Annotated in this window: 19 protein-coding genes; 8 read left to right on the forward strand and 11 right to left on the reverse strand. The window is 71.2% G+C overall.

The window, feature by feature from the left end; translation table 11 throughout:
- Positions 1-88: 88 nt before the first annotated feature.
- The 3 genes from CLV49_RS03580 to CLV49_RS03590 are packed head-to-tail and all read left to right on the forward strand — an operon-like array spanning position 89 to position 3,197.
- Entirely contained in the window at positions 89-1,240 is a 1,152-nt protein-coding gene (locus CLV49_RS03580; protein ID WP_106562305.1) for a type III polyketide synthase, read from the forward strand.
- The gene (locus CLV49_RS03585; protein ID WP_106562306.1) at positions 1,237-1,965 is read left to right on the forward strand and encodes a class I SAM-dependent methyltransferase; all 729 of its coding nucleotides are present in this window, start codon (positions 1,237-1,239) and stop codon (positions 1,963-1,965) included. Before CLV49_RS03580 ends, CLV49_RS03585 begins: the two co-directional genes overlap by 4 nt.
- A complete protein-coding gene (locus CLV49_RS03590; RefSeq protein ID WP_106562307.1) occupies positions 1,962-3,197 on the forward strand; it encodes an FAD-dependent oxidoreductase in 1,236 nt (411 codons plus the stop codon). The genes CLV49_RS03585 and CLV49_RS03590 overlap by 4 nt, the downstream gene beginning before the upstream one ends.
- 39 nt (positions 3,198-3,236) lie before the next feature.
- Here the strand turns inward: CLV49_RS03590 and CLV49_RS03595 are convergent, their stop codons facing one another.
- From CLV49_RS03595 to CLV49_RS03605, 3 genes are read right to left on the reverse strand one after another with little or no spacing between them, the layout of a single operon-like run.
- The gene (locus CLV49_RS03595; protein WP_243696777.1) at positions 3,237-4,088 is read right to left on the reverse strand and encodes a UbiA family prenyltransferase; all 852 of its coding nucleotides are present in this window, start codon (positions 4,086-4,088) and stop codon (positions 3,237-3,239) included.
- Positions 4,085-5,533, reverse strand: a complete 1,449-nt coding sequence (locus CLV49_RS03600) for a phytoene desaturase family protein (RefSeq protein ID WP_106562309.1) — start codon at positions 5,531-5,533, stop codon at positions 4,085-4,087. The genes CLV49_RS03595 and CLV49_RS03600 overlap by 4 nt, the downstream gene beginning before the upstream one ends.
- Positions 5,530-5,991 carry an SRPBCC family protein gene (locus tag CLV49_RS03605; protein WP_106562310.1) on the reverse strand — a complete coding sequence of 154 codons (462 nt, stop codon included), beginning with the start codon at positions 5,989-5,991 and terminating at the stop codon, positions 5,530-5,532. Before CLV49_RS03605 ends, CLV49_RS03600 begins: the two co-directional genes overlap by 4 nt.
- A 64-nt stretch (positions 5,992-6,055) precedes the next feature.
- On the opposite strand from CLV49_RS03605, the gene CLV49_RS03610 reads away from it, so the two are divergent.
- The 4 genes from CLV49_RS03610 to CLV49_RS03625 all read left to right on the forward strand — a co-directional run bounded on the left by CLV49_RS03610 (position 6,056) and on the right by CLV49_RS03625 (position 9,591).
- A complete protein-coding gene (locus CLV49_RS03610; protein WP_208019905.1) occupies positions 6,056-6,934 on the forward strand; it encodes a phosphotransferase in 879 nt (292 codons plus the stop codon).
- Positions 6,935-7,069: 135 nt separating this feature from the next.
- On the forward strand, positions 7,070-7,699 hold the full coding sequence (locus CLV49_RS03615) for a DoxX family protein (protein ID WP_106562311.1): 630 nt from the start codon (positions 7,070-7,072) through the stop codon (positions 7,697-7,699).
- Positions 7,700-7,838: 139 nt separating this feature from the next.
- Positions 7,839-8,630 carry a transglutaminase-like domain-containing protein gene (locus CLV49_RS03620; protein ID WP_106562312.1) on the forward strand — a complete coding sequence of 264 codons (792 nt, stop codon included), beginning with the start codon at positions 7,839-7,841 and terminating at the stop codon, positions 8,628-8,630.
- A 112-nt stretch (positions 8,631-8,742) separates the two neighbouring features.
- Complete coding sequence (locus CLV49_RS03625; RefSeq protein ID WP_106562313.1) at positions 8,743-9,591, forward strand: SDR family NAD(P)-dependent oxidoreductase; 849 nt, start codon at positions 8,743-8,745, stop codon at positions 9,589-9,591.
- 27 nt (positions 9,592-9,618) lie between these two features.
- On the opposite strand, the gene CLV49_RS03630 is transcribed toward CLV49_RS03625, so the two are convergent.
- Both CLV49_RS03630 and CLV49_RS03635 read right to left on the reverse strand, forming a co-directional pair.
- A complete protein-coding gene (locus CLV49_RS03630) occupies positions 9,619-10,182 on the reverse strand; it encodes a MarR family winged helix-turn-helix transcriptional regulator (RefSeq protein ID WP_106564861.1) in 564 nt (187 codons plus the stop codon).
- A gap of 64 nt (positions 10,183-10,246) precedes the next feature.
- Positions 10,247-11,353, reverse strand: coding sequence for a fatty acid desaturase family protein (locus tag CLV49_RS03635; RefSeq protein WP_106562314.1), 1,107 nt, complete (start codon positions 11,351-11,353; stop codon positions 10,247-10,249).
- Between the two features lie 141 nt (positions 11,354-11,494).
- On the opposite strand from CLV49_RS03635, the gene CLV49_RS03640 reads away from it, so the two are divergent.
- Entirely contained in the window at positions 11,495-12,409 is a 915-nt protein-coding gene (locus CLV49_RS03640; protein WP_106562315.1) for a DNA/RNA non-specific endonuclease, read from the forward strand.
- Positions 12,410-12,433: 24 nt separating this feature from the next.
- Here CLV49_RS03640 and CLV49_RS03645 read toward each other — a convergent pair whose 3' ends face one another.
- The 6 genes from CLV49_RS03645 to CLV49_RS03670 all read right to left on the reverse strand — a co-directional run bounded on the left by CLV49_RS03645 (position 12,434) and on the right by CLV49_RS03670 (position 17,495).
- Positions 12,434-13,396: a manganese catalase family protein gene (locus CLV49_RS03645; protein WP_106562316.1), complete on the reverse strand. Its 963-nt coding sequence runs from the start codon at positions 13,394-13,396 to the stop codon at positions 12,434-12,436.
- Between the two features lie 145 nt (positions 13,397-13,541).
- Positions 13,542-14,660, reverse strand: coding sequence for a DNA glycosylase AlkZ-like family protein (locus CLV49_RS03650; RefSeq protein ID WP_106562317.1), 1,119 nt, complete (start codon positions 14,658-14,660; stop codon positions 13,542-13,544).
- A 67-nt stretch (positions 14,661-14,727) separates the two neighbouring features.
- Positions 14,728-15,684, reverse strand: coding sequence for an SDR family NAD(P)-dependent oxidoreductase (locus CLV49_RS03655; protein ID WP_106562318.1), 957 nt, complete (start codon positions 15,682-15,684; stop codon positions 14,728-14,730).
- Between the two features lie 2 nt (positions 15,685-15,686).
- The gene (locus tag CLV49_RS03660; protein ID WP_106562319.1) at positions 15,687-16,781 is read right to left on the reverse strand and encodes a YihY/virulence factor BrkB family protein; all 1,095 of its coding nucleotides are present in this window, start codon (positions 16,779-16,781) and stop codon (positions 15,687-15,689) included.
- A 97-nt stretch (positions 16,782-16,878) separates the two neighbouring features.
- Positions 16,879-17,145, reverse strand: a complete 267-nt coding sequence (locus CLV49_RS03665) for a hypothetical protein (protein WP_106562320.1) — start codon at positions 17,143-17,145, stop codon at positions 16,879-16,881.
- Positions 17,142-17,495, reverse strand: a complete 354-nt coding sequence (locus tag CLV49_RS03670; RefSeq protein WP_106562321.1) for a hypothetical protein — start codon at positions 17,493-17,495, stop codon at positions 17,142-17,144. Before CLV49_RS03670 ends, CLV49_RS03665 begins: the two co-directional genes overlap by 4 nt.
- Positions 17,496-17,602: the final 107 nt, after the last annotated feature.

Here is a 17,602-nt window from a genome sequence, read left to right on the forward strand (position 1 = left end):
CTCCGCCGGAGCGTGCGGACACCGTAGCGTGCCGAAGCGGTGAGCGGCAGCCCTCCGCGGCGCGCGGTGCCGCGATTACGCTGACACCATGCCCGCTCGAATCCGCTCCATCGAAACCCGGGTGCCGGACACCGTCCTTCCACAGGACGCCGTGCGCGACATGTTCCGCGCCCAGCCCGGAACGTCGCGCCTCGCGCAGCGCATCATCGGGGCGGCCTTCGACGGGTCCTCGATCGACACACGGCACACCGTCATCTCCGAGCTGGGTGGTGCCGCCGGCTCCGGCGATCCCGTCTTCTACGGCGCCGAGGACGGCCTCATCCGCAATCCGGGCACGGGGGTGCGGAACGATGTCTACGCCCGAGAGGCACCGGCTCTCCTCATCGAGAGCGCACGAGCGGCCCTCGAGGCCTCCGGATTCGCAGCCGAGGACGTGACGCACGTGATCACGGTGTCGTGCACGGGCTTCTTCGCCCCCGGCCCGGACTACGTCCTCGTGCGGGCGCTCGGGCTCGGCACCGACACGCAGCGATACAACCTCGGCTTCATGGGCTGCTACGGGGCGTTCCCCGCCCTCCGTTCCGCCGCGCAGTTCTGCGCCGCCGACCCTGGATCCGTCGTGCTCGTGGTGTGCCTCGAACTCTGCACGCTGCACATCCGCTCGTCAGACGATCCCGACTCGATCGTGGCGGCGTCGGTATTCGCCGACGGAGCGGCGGCGGCGGTCGTCTCGGCACGGGAGGACGGAGCAGCGGGACCGTCCCTCGAACTCGACGCCTTCTCCACAGCCATCACGAGCCACGGCGAGGCCGATATGGCATGGACCATCTCGGACCACGGCTTCGAGATGGTGCTCAGCAGCTACGTGCCCCACATCATCGGCGAGGCCATCACGGGAGCCCTCGCTCCCGTGCTCAGCACGGTGGCCGGCGCCGTCGACGACCCGTCGGGGACCGTCGATCACTGGGCGATTCATCCGGGTGGCCGCAGCATCCTCGATCGCGTGGAGTCGACGATGGGTCTCACGGAGGCGCAGCTCGTCCCGTCCCGCGAGGTGCTGCGGACGTTCGGCAACATGTCGAGCGGCACGGTGCTCTTCATCCTGCGGCGCATCCTGCACGGCGACGACGTCGTCGGGGATGACCGGGACGGCGACGGCAGCCGCGTGTGCGCGATGGCGTTCGGACCCGGTCTGACCGTGGAGTCGGCGATGATGACGCGCCGCGCGCTCCGGCCGTGACGCCGTCTCTGCGCCATCGGGCGACCGAGCTCACCGAGCTCATGGACGATCCGGCGTGCGACCAGCGCGCACTCGAGCGCACCTACGCGCGGTTCGGGGTGGTCAACGGGCTCGTCTCCGGCTGGCGGCGCATCTACCGCGAACGCATCAGCCCCCTCGCGGAGTCCGCCGCGCGAGACAGCGGCGCGCCGCTCACCGTGCTCGACGTGGGCTTCGGCGGCGGCGACGTGCCCGTCGCCCTCGCGCGCTGGGCGGAGCGCGACGGGGTGGACCTCCGCATCACCGCGATCGACCCGGACGAACGCGCCTTCGCCTTCGCGTCCGACCGTGACGCGCCGAGCTCCGTCCGGTTCCGTCGCGCGACGAGCAGCGAACTCGTGGACGCCGGCGAACGGTTCGACGTCGTGCTCTCCAACCATGTGCTGCATCACCTCGACTCTGCGGCGCTCGCGCGCGTGCTCGCCGACTCGGAGCGCCTCGCGCGCCGGCTCGTCGTCCACAACGACATCGAACGCGGTCGCCTCGCGTACGTCGGATACCACGTGGGGATCACCCCGCTCTCCCCCGGATCCTTCCTCCGCACCGACGGCCTCCGATCGATCCGACGCAGCTACACGCTCGTCGAGCTCGCCGACGCGGTGCCCGTGGGCTGGCGGGTGGAGCGGCAGAGCCCGTTCCGCGTCCTCGCGCTCTTCGAGCCCACATCGGAGCGGAGCGGGTCATGAGCGACGTTCTCGTCATCGGCGCCGGGGCCGTGGGGCTCTCCGCCGCCGCGGCGTTCGCCCACGCCGGATTCGAGGTGGAGCTCTGGGAGAAGCGCGAGGCACCCGGCGCGGCCGGGTCGACGCCGGCGTCACGGGCCCCGTCGTCGCGCGCGATCGGCATCCACCCGCCGGCCCTGCACGCGCTCGACTCGATCGGTGCGGCCGACACGATCGCGGCTGAGGCGGTGCACGTGCGTCGCGCGCAAGCGCGCGTGACCACCCGGGTCGGTGCGGGGACCGCGCCCTCGCTCGTCGGCACCGTGTCCTTCGACGCCGTCTCGCGGCGCTTCCCATTCGTCGCAACCCTGCCGCAGCACCGCTCGGAGGCGATCATCGAGGAGGCCGCCCGCCGCGCCGGTGACGCGGCGCATGGCTCCGTGACCATCACGAGAGGCCTCGAGGTGGTGGGGATCGCACCGGATCCGCGAGGAGCGACCGTGCGGGCGCAGGCGTCGGGCGGCCGCACCGTCCAGTCGCACGCGCGGTTCGTGGTGGTCGCCGAGGGACCGAACGGGCTCTCGCGCAGCCGTCTCGGTGTCCCCGTCGCGGGCCGCGCCTATCGCGACACCTACCTCATGGGCGACGCGGCCGACACGACCGGGGACGGCGACGAGGCGGTCGTGACCCTTTCGCCGGACGGCGTCGTGGAGTCGTTCCCCCTCCCGGGCGGGGTCAGGCGATTCGTCGCCCACACGCCCGTCCTTCTCGAGGGCGCCCGACCCGACACTCTCGCCCGCCTCGTCGAGACCCGGACGGGCCACCGGTTCGACCCCTCGACGGTGACCATGCTGAGCACGTTCGGCGTGCGGCGCCGCATCGCCCGCCGGTTCGCCGTGGGCACTCGCGTCGCCATCGTGGGTGACGCCGCCCACGAGATCAGCCCGATCGGCGGCCAGGGGATGAACCTCGGGTGGATCGACGTGGCCGAACTCGTCCCCGTGGTGAGTGCGATCCTCAGCGGCGCGACCGTCGAGGCGCCGTCGGAGGAACTCGCCGCGTGGAGCGCACGGCGCCGCCGCGCCGCGATCGCGGCCGCGCGCCAGGCGGAGGTCAACATGCTCGTGAGCGCTCCCGGCACCGCCGCCGATCTGCGCCTCCGAGCGCTCGGACTCGGGGCCACTCTGCGCGGCGGCGGCGGCGCACGACTCGCTCGCGTCTACGCGATGGGAGGCGACCCGCCGGGCGTGCGCTGACCGATCACACGCGGCCTGGCTCCCGCTCACGCCACGCGCTCACGCGACGAGCTGCGCGCCCCCGAGGGCCAGCTGCACGGCGATGAGGAGTCCCGCCGCCATGACGAGGCGGAAGAGCACACGGTCCGCCGGTCGACACACCACCCGGACGGCTCCGACCACGGCGATCACGATCGTCGCGGCGAAACCGGCCAGCGCCACGAGGAGGGCGACGTGCGAGAGGTCAGCGCCCGGCAGGATGGGTCCCACGAGCACGAGGATCGCGCCCACGGCGAGCGCCGCGAACGCGATCACACCGGCGGTCCGGCGCCCGAGTCGATGGGGAAGCCCCGAGACCCCCGTGCGGCGGTCGTCGGCGAGGTCCGGGAGCGCATTCGTGAAGTGGATCGAGACGCCGAGCACCGCTCCGGTCGCCGAGGCCCACACCGCCGCCACACCGGGGTCGGGGGCGGACAGGGTCGCGAGCGACGGGAGGGTTCCGAAGCTGACGATGAACGGGACGACCGAGAACGGCGTGCGTTTGAGCCAGGCGTTGTAGGTCCACCCGCCGGCGATCACGATCGCGTGGGCGAGCAGCATCCCCGGGCCGAGGACCAGCGAGAGGACGACCGCAGCGACGAGCGCGACGACGGATGCCCGCGCGACGGAGCGACGGGAGATGGCCCCCGCGGCGATCGGCTTGTCCGTCCGGCCCACCGCGATGTCGCGCTCAGCGTCGATCGCGTCGTTCGAGAAGCCGATGGAGAGCTGTCCGGCGAGCACGGCGAGGGTGAGGACGACGAGTCGCCACGGCTCGAGCCCGATCGCCACGCCGAGGACGAGGCAGAGCAGCGTGACAGCGGCCGTCGGCCCCGGGTGGGAGGAGAGGAGCAGTTGCCGGATCGTCCTCACGGTGCGAGCGAGGGCATCGTGGTGATGCCGAACTCGTGCCTCAGGGCGCTGCGGGCCGCGTACCATCCGGCGAGCCCGTGCACCCCGGGACCGGGCGGCGTGGATGACGACGCGAGATACACACCACGGGCCGGCGTGCGCCACGGGTCGAGTGCGAGGACGGGGCGCGCGATGAGCTGCCGCAGGCTCGCCTCGCCGCCCGCGATGTCGCCGAGGACGTAGTTCGGGTTCTCGTCCTCCATCTCAAGCGCCGTCTTGCTCGACGACGCGAGCACGAGGTCGCGGAACCCGGGCGCGAACCGCTCGATCTGCCGAGTGATGGCCTCGGTCTGGTCGATCGACGAGCCGCGCGGCACGTGGGTGTAGGCCCACAGCACGTGGCCGCCGTCCGGCGCGCGACCCGCGTCGAGGATCGACGGCTGCGCGACGAGCACATACGGGCGCTCGCTGTGACGACCCGCGGCCACCTCGGCCTCCGCCGCCGCGATCTCCTCGCGATTGCCGCCGACGTGGAGCGTCCCGGCCTTCCGCAGCTCCGTGTTCGTCCACGGGACGGGACCCGAGAGCGCGAAGTCGACCTTCGCGACGGCGTTGCCGTAGCGGAACTGCTCGACCCGGCGGACGTAGCCGTCGGGCAGGCGGTCTCCCGCGATGCGGAGGAGGGCTCGGGGGCTCGTATCCAGGAGGACGGCCTTCGCGCCGTGCACCTCCTCGAGGTCGCCGACAGGGGCGTTCGTGACGATCTCGCCGCCGTGGGCGCGGATGTCGGCGGCCATCGTGTCCATGATCGCCTGGCTGCCGCCGACGGGAATCGGCCAGCCGCGATCGTGGGCATACGAACCGAGGGCGAGGGCGACACCGGCCGTGGCGAGGCTCGGCATCCGCCGGATGGAGTGCGCGGCGACTCCCGAGAGCATCGCGGGGGCCACCCGCTCTCGGAAGCGCAGGTTCCAGGTGGGCAGACCCTGCTCGAGGGCGCGCAGGCCGAAACGCGCGACCGTCACGGGATGACGGGGGATGCGGAGGATCGGCGAACCCGTGAATCGCGCTACCTCGTCGGCGTGCTCCGAGAGCGGCGCCATGAGGGAACGCCACGCCTCGCCGTCGCGACCGAGAGACTCGACGGTGCGTTCGATGTCGAGGTAGGCGAGACCGGCGCGGCCCCCGTCGAGCGGGTGCCCGTACGAGATCTCCGGAAGGCGCAGCTCGATGCGGTCCTGCAGCCGGAACGAGCGGAAGAACCCAGAGGCGAGCGCCATCGGGTGCACGGCGGAGCAGACGTCGTGGTGAAAGCCCGGCAGGGTTAGCTCGGCGGTGCGGGCCCCTCCCCCGATCGTGGCCTCGCGCTCGAACACGCGCACGCTCAGTCCGGCGCGCGCGAGGGTGACTGCTGCAGCGAGACCGTTCGGACCCGACCCGACGACGACGGCGTCGACCTCGCTCATGCGCGCTTCGGGGCGTCGCCGTTGTCCGCCTTGCCCTCGGCGATGTAGGCGAGACGACGCAGGGTCTCGTTGTTGCGGAAGAACAGGGGGATGTCGAGGAGGACGTTCGGGATGAGAGCACCCGGCCCCTTGACCGCCCCCTCCATGATGCGGACGAGGGATCCCTTGCGGTGCGGCTGCACCTCGAGGGTGACCCGCGCCTCCCCGATGGGCCAACCGGCCGCCTGGATCACGAGGCGACGGGGCGGGTCGTACTCGAGGACCGTGGTCTTGTCGTTGATGAGCGCCGGCCACACGCCGAAGGAGTGCTGCAGTCTACTGCCCACCTGCGGCCACGCGTCGTCGACGTCGCGCATGCGGGAGGCACCCACCACCCACACCGGGAACAACCATCCATCGTTCAGAACACCGAACACGTCCTCGGGGGCGCAGGCCATCACTCGCGTATTGGTCGACATGAGTCAACGGTAGCGGGGGCCGCCGTCGCGGGCGACGGGTGGACAACGCCGGTACCGTGACAGGGTGGACGCGCTGACGAACGGGCAGGAGCGGATGCTCGAGGGCTGGCTCGGTCCGTGGGGTATCGAGGAGGACCTGTCGTGGCCCCTCCAGGACACGCGCGTACTCCGCGTGCGATCGGGGCACGGAGAGCACATCGTGAAGGCGGCGCGGAGCGGGCGGCCCGTGTCGCACCACTTCACCCGCGAGATCGACGCCCACCTCGATGTCCTGGCGCCCCTGCGGCGTGCCCACGGCGACCTGCCCGTCCCGGAGCTCGAGCACCACGACAGGGAGCTCGGACTCATCGTGACCCGGTTCCTCCCGGGGAGTCTCGTGCTCGGGTCGGCGGCGGAAGCGGATCCGTCGGTGTTCGAGGAGGCCGGGCGGATCCTTTCGCGACTCCAGGTGCCGGGAGCCGTCTCAGCGGACTACGGGCTCCGCCTCGCGGCGGCCGCAACCGAGCTGGTCGGACGGGCACGGGGGCTCGTCGCCGACGACCGGCTCGACGCCCTGCTCAGTCTGCTGTCCATCCTCTCGGCGCCGGACGCCGTAGCGCATCGGCCCGTTCCTCTGGTCTTCACCCACGGTGACTTCCAGCCGCGGAACTGGCTCGTGCACGACGGGCGTGTGAGCGTCATCGACTTCGGGCGCGCGGCGCAGCGCTCGTGGGTGAGTGACCTCGTGCGGCTCCGGAACCAGCAGTTCATCGACCGTCCCGACCTGTCCGAGGCGTTCGACGCGGGTCGTGCCCGACCTCTCACGGCCGACGATCGCGAGCTCCTCACCCTCGAGACGCTGCGGGAGAGCGTCGGAACGGTGGTCTGGGCCCACGGGATCGGCGACGCGGACTTCGAAGAACACGGCCGGAGGATGGTGGAACGGGTCCTCGCGCAGGCGTGATGGCGGCGGGGTCGCGCGACTCCTGCCACACGAGTCGCTCACTGCCGACCCCCTTGACCCGCGAGGCGTCGCCCCCGACGCTCGAAGGGCGGACGATCACGTCGTCCACCACCAGACACCCTCAGGAGCATCACCATGACGGCAGGAACTCTCATCATCCGACTCGCGGTCGGCGGCCTCTTCGTCGGGCACGGTCTGCAGAAGCTGCGCGGCTCGTTCGACGGCCCGGGACTCGAGGGCACGACCCAGATGATGGAGAGCCTGGAGATGCACCCCGCCCGTCGCAACGCGGTCGCGGCCGCCGTGACGGAGACCGCCGGAGGGGCCGCGCTCGCGCTCGGGGCCGCGACCCCGGTGGCTGCCGCGGGCATCACCGCCACGATGATCACGGCGGTTCGCAAGGTGCACTGGAACAACGGACTCTGGAACGCCGGCGGCGGCTGGGAGTTCAACGGCCTGCTCATCGCCGCCGCGACCGCTGTGGTCGCGGACGGCCCCGGCACGCTCTCCCTCGACGCCCTCGTGGGCAAGCGGAAGTGGGGACTGGGCTGGGCGATCGCGTCGGTCGTGGCGGGCGCCGTGGCGTCCACCGTCCTCATCGAGGCGGGCCGGCGCGCATCGGCGGAAGGCCAGGGAGAGGATTCCGGAGGCGACTCCGGAGACAACGCCGGCCGTCACGCCGGCCCTCCGGAGACGCCCGCGGCCGTTCCCGTCGACGACGCGACGCCCGAGCTCCCGACGGACGGCACCGACGGCGCCTCCTGAGCCGCGGGCAGCGCAGGACTGAGTCCTCCCGCCACCCCTTCCCTCCGAGCGCCTCGACCTCCTATCGTCGGATCGACGACGGCCGTCAGCGGCCGAGATCGCCCGGTGCGGCCGCCTCCCCCCGAGAATCGAGAATCCCGTGCAGCGTCGAGCGACAGCCCACCTCCGCATCACCGTCCAGACCCCGGTGCGTCTCGCGCTCATCGTGGCCGCGGCCTCGGGACAGCAGGTCAGCGAGCGCCTCGACGTGCGCCTCGACGGGTCGCCGTTCGAGCCGCGTGAGCTCGCGACGTCCCACGGGACGCGGCTGCACGTGATCGATGCGGAGCCGTCGAGGCTCGAGATCGACTACGCGGTCGACGTGACGGGGATGGCGGAGCCGGCGCCGGTCGATGACGTCGACCTCCTCACCTACGTGCGCCCGAGCCGATACTGCGAGTCCGACACTCTCGCTCCCACCGCGCGGGCCGAGTTCGCCGGGCTCTCGGGGCTCGACCTGCTCGCGGGCGTGAGCTCCTGGGTGGGGAGCGAGCTGCGCTACGTCCCCGGGTCGAGCGGCCCGACCGACGGGGCGACGCAGACACTGCTCGCCCGCCAGGGCGTGTGCCGCGACTACGCCCACCTCGTCATCGCCCTCCTGCGCGCGCTCGACGTGCCCGCTCGCCTCGCCGCCGTCTACGCACCCGGTCTCGACCCCATGGACTTCCACGCTGTCGCCGAGGCGTACGTCGACGGCGCATGGCACGTCGTCGACGCGACGACGCTCGCCCCTCGGCAGAGCCTGGTGCGGATCGCGACGGGGCGCGACGCCGCCGATACCGCGTTCCTCAGCACATATCACGGCTTCGCGAGCCTCGACGAGGTGACCGTGACCGCCACGGTCGACGAGCTCCCGCGCGACGACGTCCGCGAACTGGCCGAGTTGCGCTGAACCCGCAGACGACAGGCGCGGACGGCGGGCCGTCGAGGCCGTCCGGCTGCACCTGTCAGGAGGGCCACGGCCCGGCCCCCTAGGGTTGTCGAACCACCACCGGAGGAGACGCTTGACCGACACACCACGCACGATCATCATCACGGGGGCCAGTGACGGGATCGGAGCAGCCGCCGCCCGTCGACTGGCCAGAGACGGACACACCGTCGTGGTCGTCGGCCGGTCCCGGGAGAAGACCAACGCCGTCGCCGACGAGATCGGCGCCGACCGCTACGTGTCGGACTTCGCCGACCTCCGCCAGGTCCGCGAGCTCGCGACCGTCCTCGAGACGACGTACCCGCGCATCGACGTGCTCGCGAACAACGCCGGCGGCATCTTCGGTGACCGCACACGCACGACCGACGGCTTCGAGAAGACGCTGCAGGTGAACCACCTCGCGCCGTTCCTCCTCACGAACCTGCTCCTCGACACGCTCATCGCGAGCCGCGCGACCGTCATAGCCACGTCGAGCATCGCCGCCCGCATGTTCAGCAGACTCGACCTCGACGATCTCGACGACGACCGCGACCCCTCGGCGAATCGGGCGTACGGAAACGCCAAGCTCGAGAACGTCCTCTTCACGCGGGAGCTGCAGCGCCGCTACGGCGAGCAGGGCCTCTCGGCCGTCGCCTTCCACCCGGGAACCATCGCGACGGGCTTCGCCGCCGAGAGCACGAGCCTCATGCGGTTCGTCTACCAGACGCCGCTGCGCCACCTCCTGCTCAGCGGCCCCGAGACGGGTGCCGAACAGCTCGTCTGGCTCGCGACGACCACGCCGGGCGCCGAGTGGGAGCCCGGGGAGTACTACGAGAAGCGCCGCATCGCGAAGACGAGCATGCAGGCGTACGACGGCCTTCTCGCCGAAGAGCTGTGGGCCGAGAGCGCGCGCCGCACGGGACTGCTGCCCGGCCCCACCGCCTGACACGGCCCCGAGAGGCGGGTGGCCGGACTAGCGGCGCGTGGCCGCCCGCTGCCTCGGAGAAGGGAGGGGAGCGGTGTCCGACGGACCGTCCTCGTGCTCGTCGATCACGTCGACCGCTTCCTCCATGCTCTCGAGGAATCGCAGCACGGTCCGCATCTCGTCGGCGGTGAGCCGCTCGGTGGCCGCGAGCATGCGGGTGTGCATCTTTCCGAGGGTCGCCCGCACCTCCGCGTCGGTCGTGGCCGTCGTGGAGAGGATGAGGGCGCGTCGGTCGGTGGGGTGCGGATGCCGTTCGAGGTGTCCGCTGCGGACGAGACGGTCGATGAGCACCGTGGTCGAGGCTGAGGATATCCCGAGGTAGGACGCGAGGTCGCGGGGGCCGACGGGACCTCCTCCCCGCTTCGACTGGAGCAGGAACTGCAGGGCGAGCAGATCGGTCTCGCCCATCTTCATGGACTCGCGCGTCCGGCGTCTCATCGCCGTCTCGGCCTTCCGGTAGCGGCGCAGCCCGTTGAGCACGTCCACGGCCCGGATGCTCTGGTCGTCACTTCCGTACCAGTATCCGGAGCTCGGGTCCCTCGGCTCAGTCATCCCCACAGTGTAGAGGGAAAGCTAGACAGGCTGCCTATCTCGTCCCCAGGGCTTGTACCGGACCTCACGCACCCTGACGCTCGGCGACGAGCGGGCACGTGAAGACGTCCCGTTCGCCGAGCCCCACCCTGTTGATGTACCGGAGCACGATGCCGTACGACTCGAAGAGGCCCACCGAGGTGTAGGCCACGCCCTTCTCCCGGCAATACGCCGAGATGAGCGGTGCGGCACCTCGGAGGTGCGGGCGGGGCATCGAGGGGAAGAGGTGGTGCTCCACCTGGTAGTTGAGTCCGCCCAGGAAGACGTCGACGAACCGGCCGCCCCGCACGTTCCGGCTCATGAGCACCTGGCGCCGCAGGAAGTCGACGACGAGGTCCTTCGGCACGAGCGGCATCCCCTTGTGGTTGGGCGCGAACGAGATGCCCATGTAGAACCCGAAGAGGCCGAGCTGCACGCCGAGGAACGCGAACGCGATGCCGGGAGAGAGGACGAGGAAGACGAGGGTCGTGAACCCCACGAGACGCACGAGGATGAACGTCAGCTCGGCCCAGCGACGCTCGACGTGCTCGCGGGCGAGGAGTCGGCGGACGCTGGAGGCGTGGAGCGAGAGCCCTTCGAGGAGCAGGATCGGGAAGAAGAACGTGCCCTGGTGCGATACCATCCACCGCGCGAGCGGGTTCCGGGGCTCGGCGACCTGCTCGGGCGTGAACGCGACGACGGGCAGGTCGATGTCGGGGTCCGCGTCGATCTTGTTCGGATTCGCGTGGTGACGCGTGTGCTTGTGCTGCCACCAGCCGTAGCTCATCCCCACGAAGAGGTTCCCGACGACGAGGCTCGCCCAGTCGTTCCACCGCCCCGAGACGAAGATCTGGCGGTGGGCCGCGTCGTGACCGAGGAACGCGATCTGGGTGAAGAGCACGGCGAAGCCCGCGGCCGTGACGAGCTGCCACCACGTGTCGCCGATGAGGACGAACGCCACGAGCGAGACCGCGACGACGACGGGTACGGCGACGAGCTTCGCCCAGTAGTAGCCGTAGCGACGGCGCAGCAGCCCGGAGTCGCGGATCTGACGCGCGAGTTCCGTGAAGTCGCCGGGACCGGCCGTCCGGGCGGTGCGCGGACGGGTTGGGCGGACGACGCCGGAGGGGGAAGAGGGGGTGTGGGCGGACATCGGTCGCTCCCGTCGGACGTGGATGCGGTGCGACCGGGGTCCGGGGCCGAAGAGCCTGAATGGCCATAAGCCTACGCCTCGTTCCCCGTCCCGACAGGGGCTGTTCAATCGGGTGTCGGTCGTGCATGTTACGACTGGGGTATGGCCTCCACCCCGCACACCGCAGCGCCGCACGATCTCCCCCGCACCGGATACGACGAGCGCTTCCTCGCGGCGGCGCTCCCGCTCCCCCGGTCCGCTCCCGCAGCACCCGCAGCCGCGCGCGACACGCGCGAGCTGCCGTATGTGCACTTCACCGTGGTGCTCGATCCGTCCAGGCGGCTCGCGCTCGCGACGGCCGTGAACATCGACGGCGCGCGCATCGTCGACGTGGGGCGCGGAGACGACTGGCACCTCGACGACCGTGTGCCGGAGGATCAGCAGACCGGGCCGGCCGTCTACGCCCGCAACGACCTGGATCGCGGGCACCTCGTGCGCCGTCGCGACCCGGTGTGGGGCGACCCGCAGGAGGCGGCCGCCGCGAACGTCGACACGTTCTGCTACACGAACGCCGCTCCGCAGGCCGCGGAATTCAATCAGGGCAAGGAACTCTGGGTGGGGCTCGAGGACCACGTGCTCGCCTTCGCCGAGGCGAACGACGTCCGGCTGTCCGTCTTCACGGGACCGGTGCTCGATCCGAACGACCCGCCGTATCGGGGCACGCAGATCCCCCGCCTGTTCTGGAAGGTCGCCGCGTGGACCACCGGGGGCACCGAAGACGGCGCCGAGGCGACCCTGCGCTCGGCCGCCTTCCTCCTCGACCAGTCGCCGCAGCTCGACGACATCGACCTCGACGAGTCCACTCGGTCGGCGGTCGCCGACGCCCCGCCGCCGCTCGGGCCCTTCCGCACGTTCCAGGTGCCCGTCGCCGACGTAGCGGCCGTGGCCGGACTGGATCTCGGCCCCCTGGTGGAGGCGGATGTGCTCCAGCCCGTGCCCGCCGCCGTGCCGGGTCGCTCGCCCGACCCGGCGCTCTGGCACGAGCTGCACGACTGGAGCGAGATCAGACTGCTCTGACCCCGCTCCCCCGCCACGCCACTGTCAGGACGCCGCTGCGTCCTTCGGCACGAACATCGCGTCGACGTCCGCCATCTCCATCTCGGCCGTCTTCTGGATGAGCGCGAGGAGACCGGCGTCGAGCCCGGGCGCGAACTCCTCCGGACGCTCCACCGCGATCGTCGACGGGACGCCGACGGGGGCCTGCTCGCTCGCGTCGAGGTCGGTTCCGTCGTTCGACGGCGACGCCCCCTGGAAGATCCGCCCCGCCTCCGACTGGCCCGCGAGGTCGAACGTGTACTGCTTGCTCTGCAGCCCGAGGTCGACGAGCTTCTTCACCTCGGGGAAGCGCTCCGCGTTGGTCTTCGGGATCGGGAGCGACGTCTTCCAGTCGATGCCGAGCGTCTCGAGCGCCTTCGCGTAGGCGTTCTCGTGGGCCTGGTCGCGCACGATGAGGTACGCGATCGTCGAGCGCGCGGTCTTGTTGTCCGTCATCTCGTAGATGCGGCACTTCTGCAGCCGGCCCGTGGACTCGAGCATGAGGTTGTACAGCAGGTCGAGCACGAGGTTCCCCGAGTTGTAGACGTAGCTGCCGCTCCACGGGTTCCCCGCAGCGTCGACGGGCAGAGCGCCCTGGGCACCCACGAGGTAATGGTGGATGTTGCCGTGATCGAGAGCCACCGTGAGGGGTGTCTTCCCGGTCGCGCCCGGCTTGTCGACAGGGTCCGTCGGCTTGCCCTGGTACTCGGGGGAACCGTCGAGCAGACGCGAGATCGTCGTGCCGATGAGCTCGACGTGGCTGATCTCCTCGGTGCCGACGCCCTGGATGAGGTCGCGGTACGGCTTGGCCGCAGGCCCGCGGAAGTTCATCGCCTGGAAGAGGTATTGCATCATCGTTCGCATCTCGCCGAACTGCCCGCCGAGCCCCTCCTGCAGGGCGTTCGCGGCGGCGGGGTCGGGCTCGTCCGGGACGATCTCGTGGATGAGGGACTGGACGTGGAAGAACATGTGGACTCCTTCGGAGCGGCGATCGGACCCTCCTCGCCTGACTCTGCGCCCCTCGATCCGATGCCGCGAGAGATGGTCAACGGCCACCCGAGCGTCTACACTCGCGCGCCCGTTCCCGGCCGGGTCGGCGTCCGCCGGCCCGCCCTCAGCCGGCAGCGTGCCGACGCATCCCCAGCCACCCGGCCAGCGCGTCGAGCTCCCGCTCCACGCCCTCACGGATCGCGCGGGTGAACGGCTCGTCCTCGTGCACGGCGTCCACGCGGAGCACCCCGGCCGCCCGGTCCGCCGTGGCGTCCACCTTCCCCACGAGCCGGTCGCCGTGGAGGATCGGGAGCGCGTAGTAGCCCCAGCGCCGCTTCGCCTTCGGCGTGTACATCTCGAGGGCGTAGTCGAAGCCGAAGAGCGTGACCATGCGCTTCCGGTCGCGGATGAGGGCGTCGAACGGCGACAGGAGCGTGGTGCGCTCCGACGCCTCTCGGTGGACGTCGGAGCGGGCGAGCAGCGTGCCGTCGAGGTAGGCGGGGTCCACGCGCCACTCCCCCGGCGCCCCGTCGATCACGGCGGGTTCGCCCGCGTCGCCGACGCGCACCGACTCCCCCGGGAGTTCGGTCGTCCTGTTGCGCACGATGCCGAGCGCGCGCAGGCGCCGCTCGTTCCGGATCCGCAACGCATCCTCGAGCGGCACGGTGGGGATGTCGGCGTGATAGCGGCGCTCGGCGAGGTCCCACAGCCGGTCACGGCCGCGGCGCCCCGCCACGGCCACCTCCCCGCGGGCGGCGAGGCATTCGAGCATCATGATGACGTTGCGGTTGTTGTTCCAGCCGCTCGACGGCCACGGCACGATACTCGTGTCGGCGATCTCGGTGGCGACGACGGGGCCGTCGATCTCGAGCCGCTCCAGCACGTCGTCGCGGAACTCCGCGTTCTCCTCGAGCCAGCGCAGGGTGGACTCGTGGCGCGGCGGCCCCGCCATCTCGGCGCGGTAGAGGGCCAGGTCCTCCATGGGCCGCACGATGAGAGACAGCTCGAAGAGCACGTCTCCGCCCTCGAGCGTGTCGAGGAGCTCCCCTGGCGCGTAGGCGTCGCCCAATCGACTCCTCAGCACGAGGTCGGCCGTGGGTGCGACGGCGGCCGTCGGCTCGATCTGCAGGAACGAGAGGTGCCGGACCACGTCGAGCAGGTCGTCGGGGCGCTCGTCGCCGAGCAGCTGCGCGTGCACGGCGATGCGCCGAGCCTCGTCGAGCGTCAGCCGGTGCGGTTCCACGCGGTCACCCTACGCCGGAGCTCGACCGACCGACAGGACCCTCCGGGAGGGGCGCCGATGACGCTCGTCAGTCGCGGAGCGCGTTCGCCGCCACGATCGTCGCGACGACCCCGCCCGCGACGAGGAGGAAGCGGCGACGGCGACGCTTCGCCCACCCGCCCGTCTCCGCGTTGCGGTCGCCACCCGCCTCGAGCACGTTGCCGTACGACTGCGGTTCGTCGGTGTGACGCAGACCCGCGATGCGCATGGCCGGGCGCACGAGGAGCTTGTACGTCTCGGGTGCGAGCCCGTTGAGCGGGATGAGGAGCCCCTGCGTCGCGCCCACGACCTTCGTGACGGGTCGGCGCGAGCGGGACGCCTTCACGATCGCCTTCGCGACGCGCTTCGGCGACACGAGCGGCGGCAGCGGGTGCATCTCCATGCCCGGAGACTCGGCCGCGTTCTGGTAGATCGGGGTGTCGATCGTGGCGGGCAGGATCGCGCTCACGCGGATCTTCGTGCCGCGGAGCTCCTCCTGCAGCACCTGGCTGAGCGCGAACGTCGCGTGCTTGCTCGCGATGTACGGCGAGAGGTACGGGGACGTCACCTTCCCGAAGAGGGAGTTCGTGATGACGAGGCTGCCGCCGCCCTGCGCGCGGAAGTGCGGGAGGACCGCGCGCGCCGCGTGCACGACGCCGAAGAGGTTCGTCTCGATGACCTGCCGGAACACCTCGGGAGGCGTCTCCTCGAACGGCCCGTAGCTGAACACCGACGCGTTCTCGACCCACACGTCGATGCGGCCGAAGTGCGCGACCGCGGCGAGCGCGAGCGCGTCCACCTGGCGCTCGTCCGACACGTCGGTGGGGACGACGACCGGGTGCCCTCCGCGCTTCCGGCACTCCTCGGCGACCTCCTGCAGGGTGTCCTGCGAGCGGGCGGCGAGCACGAGGCGCGCACCCTCCTTCGCGAACCGATGGGCGGCGGCGCGGCCGATGCCGCTCGACGCCCCGGTGATGACGACGACGCGTCCGGCACGATCCGACATGGTCACTTCTTCCGTTCCTGGCGGTCGGACGAGTCGTCCTCCGGCGGGGTCTTGCCGTGGGCCGTGCGGATCCTGAGGCCCTCGAGCACATCCTTGGCGTGCTGCTCGGCCTTCTTGTCGCTCTGCTTCGTGTCGCGCGGCGGCAGCTGGATGGTCTCCTCCGCGGCGATGCCGGCCTGCAGTTCGCGGCCGCGCTCGAGCTCGGCGTCGAACTCCGCGCCGAAGAGCAGAGCGAGGTTCGTGATCCAGATCCAGAGGAGGAACACGATGACACCGGCGAGGGCGCCGTACGTGGCGTCGTAGCTGCCGAAGTTGGTGATGTAGAAGCCGAAGGCCGCCGTCGCGACGCCCCAGACGACGAGCGCCAGGAGCGAGCCGAGGCTCATCCAGCGGAACTTCGGCTGCTTCACGTTGGGAGCCCAGTAGTAGAGCACCGCGACGACGACGACCGCGATGACGATGAGAACGGGCCACTTCGCGATGTTCCACACGGTGAGGGCCACGGGACCGAGACCGATGAGGTCGCCGACGGCCTCGGCGACGGGTCCGCTCAGCACGAGGAGGAGGGCGCCGATCACGAGCAGGATCACCGTGAAGACCGTGACGCCGAACATCGTGGGACGGAGCTTCCAGACCGGTCGGCCCTCGTCCACCTGATAGATCCGGTTCATCGCGCGCCCGAAGGCCCCGACGAACGCTGACGCCGACCACAGCGCTCCGAGGAGACCGGTCACGAATGCGAGGCCGGCGGCCGGTGTGGACGTGAGCGCCGCGATCGGCTCGCGGAGCGACGAGACGGCGTCCTCGCTCGCGAGGTTCGACACGAGGGTGAGGACCGTCTCGGTCGTCTGCTCGGCTGCGCCGAAGAGACCGAGGATCGAGACGACCGCGATGAGCCCGGGGAAGAGGGCGAGGACGGCGTAGTAGGTCAGCGCAGCCGCCAGATCGGTGCACTGGTCGGCGCTGAACTCGCGCAGCGTCTTCTTGAGGACGTAGCCCCACGAGCGCCTCGTGATGTCGGAGAGCTCGTCCGCCTTCCGCGGGTCGTCCGCGCCCGGCGCCGTGCGCTCCTTCGTGCTGGCGGTGTCCTCGGCCATACCTCGCCCCTCTCGGCGGTTCGTTCGTGGCTACTGCTCGTCATGCCGGGCAGCCGGAGCGCCCGCGTGCACCCTATCTCCGAGTGCCGGCGTCGATCTATCGGCGGGCGCGGACCTCACGGATGACGCCGACCGCCGCGATCCCGACGATCACGACCCCCGCGACGAGCGCCACGGGGAAGGCCCGGTCGGCGCCACTCGCGCGGCCCCGCCAGCGGCGGTAGCGCCCGAGCACGTCCAGGCGGTCCTCGATCTCGCGCACGGTGTCCCGGAACTCCAGGCGCGTGCGTTCCATCTCCAGGTTCAGGAGCGGGATCGAGGTCCCCGGGCCGGGCCCGGACGCCGGAGCGGACGAGTCCGTCACGGCGCCGGGGTGGCCGGCGTCATCGGGCCGTGGGCGTCGCCCCCGTCCGAGGCGTCGGTGCTCGATGCGTCGGCGCTCGATGCGGTGCTCGACGTCTCACCGTCGTCGGAGTCCTTGCTCTTCTTGACCTTGCTCGCCACCGTGGATGCGGCGTCCTGCAGCTTGTGGCCGACGACGGGTGCCTGCGACGCGACGAATTCGCCGGCCGACTCGAGCCCCTTCTTGACCTTCGGATCCTCGAGAGTCTGCGTGGCCCTCGCCTTGAGCGATTCGTACGCTCCGCGACCGGCCTTCGAACCGATCACGAAACCCGTCGCTGCGCCGGCCAGGAAAATCAGCTTGCCCTTCATGCGGTGCTCCTTCTGTCGTGGATGGTTACCGTCCCATCGTTCCTGCTCTCCCCCGTGCGCGCAGACCCTTGACTCGGGCCGCCCGGGCCCTCACCCGCGCGAGGGGA

Source organism: Labedella gwakjiensis, assembly GCF_003014675.1.
GTDB lineage: Bacteria > Actinomycetota > Actinomycetes > Actinomycetales > Microbacteriaceae > Labedella > Labedella gwakjiensis.

What these genes read in the sequence shown, in the direction of transcription:
- CLV49_RS03645 (WP_106562316.1), bottom strand. Translation starts at nt 13,396, where the DNA reads ATGTTCTTCCACGTCCAGTCCCTCATCCACGAGATCGTCCCGGACGAG.
- CLV49_RS03670 (WP_106562321.1), bottom strand. Translation starts at nt 17,495, where the DNA reads ATGAAGGGCAAGCTGATTTTCCTGGCCGGCGCAGCGACGGGTTTCGTG.
- CLV49_RS03635 (WP_106562314.1), bottom strand. Translation starts at nt 11,353, where the DNA reads ATGTCCGCCCACACCCCCTCTTCCCCCTCCGGCGTCGTCCGCCCAACC.
- CLV49_RS03605 (WP_106562310.1), bottom strand. Translation starts at nt 5,991, where the DNA reads ATGTCGACCAATACGCGAGTGATGGCCTGCGCCCCCGAGGACGTGTTC.
- CLV49_RS03655 (WP_106562318.1), bottom strand. Translation starts at nt 15,684, where the DNA reads ATGTCGGATCGTGCCGGACGCGTCGTCGTCATCACCGGGGCGTCGAGC.
- CLV49_RS03600 (WP_106562309.1), bottom strand. Translation starts at nt 5,533, where the DNA reads ATGAGCGAGGTCGACGCCGTCGTCGTCGGGTCGGGTCCGAACGGTCTC.
- CLV49_RS03580 (WP_106562305.1), top strand. Translation starts at nt 89, where the DNA reads ATGCCCGCTCGAATCCGCTCCATCGAAACCCGGGTGCCGGACACCGTC.
- CLV49_RS03590 (WP_106562307.1), top strand. Translation starts at nt 1,962, where the DNA reads ATGAGCGACGTTCTCGTCATCGGCGCCGGGGCCGTGGGGCTCTCCGCC.
- CLV49_RS03640 (WP_106562315.1), top strand. Translation starts at nt 11,495, where the DNA reads ATGGCCTCCACCCCGCACACCGCAGCGCCGCACGATCTCCCCCGCACC.
- CLV49_RS03660 (WP_106562319.1), bottom strand. Translation starts at nt 16,781, where the DNA reads ATGGCCGAGGACACCGCCAGCACGAAGGAGCGCACGGCGCCGGGCGCG.
- CLV49_RS03615 (WP_106562311.1), top strand. Translation starts at nt 7,070, where the DNA reads ATGACGGCAGGAACTCTCATCATCCGACTCGCGGTCGGCGGCCTCTTC.
- CLV49_RS03630 (WP_106564861.1), bottom strand. Translation starts at nt 10,182, where the DNA reads ATGACTGAGCCGAGGGACCCGAGCTCCGGATACTGGTACGGAAGTGAC.